Origin of the sequence: Streptomyces durbertensis, assembly GCF_014156695.1 — a bacterium.
GTDB lineage: Bacteria > Actinomycetota > Actinomycetes > Streptomycetales > Streptomycetaceae > Streptomyces > Streptomyces durbertensis.
In genome coordinates this window covers 1-255 of sequence record NZ_WMLF01000981.1, presented here as the reverse complement: position 1 = coordinate 255, position 255 = coordinate 1, and the positions used below count along the sequence as shown (strand labels likewise).

The following is a 255-nucleotide window of genomic DNA, read 5'->3' as shown; positions in this document are numbered from 1 at the left end:
CATCCGGGCCGCCCGGGCCACCGGCCTGCGCAACCTGCCCCTGCACAACACCGCGCAGAACCAGATCTGGCTGGAGATCGTCCAGCTCGCCCTGGACCTGCTGGCCTGGATGCCGATGCTCGCTCTGACCGGCGAAAACCGCAGGTGGGAGCCCCGCAGTCTCCGGTTCCGCCTTCTCTCCGCCGCCGCCCAGATCGTCACCACCGCCCGCCGCCGGCACCTGAGGTTCGCACGCCACTGGCCTTGGACCGACGT

1 protein-coding gene is annotated in these 255 nt (G+C 71.0%); it reads left to right on the top strand.

Features of this window, described 5'->3' with window-relative positions; all coding sequences use genetic code 11:
• A partial coding sequence (locus GL263_RS27965; RefSeq protein ID WP_182858486.1) for a transposase occupies nucleotides 1–255 on the top strand: 255 nt, incomplete at both ends.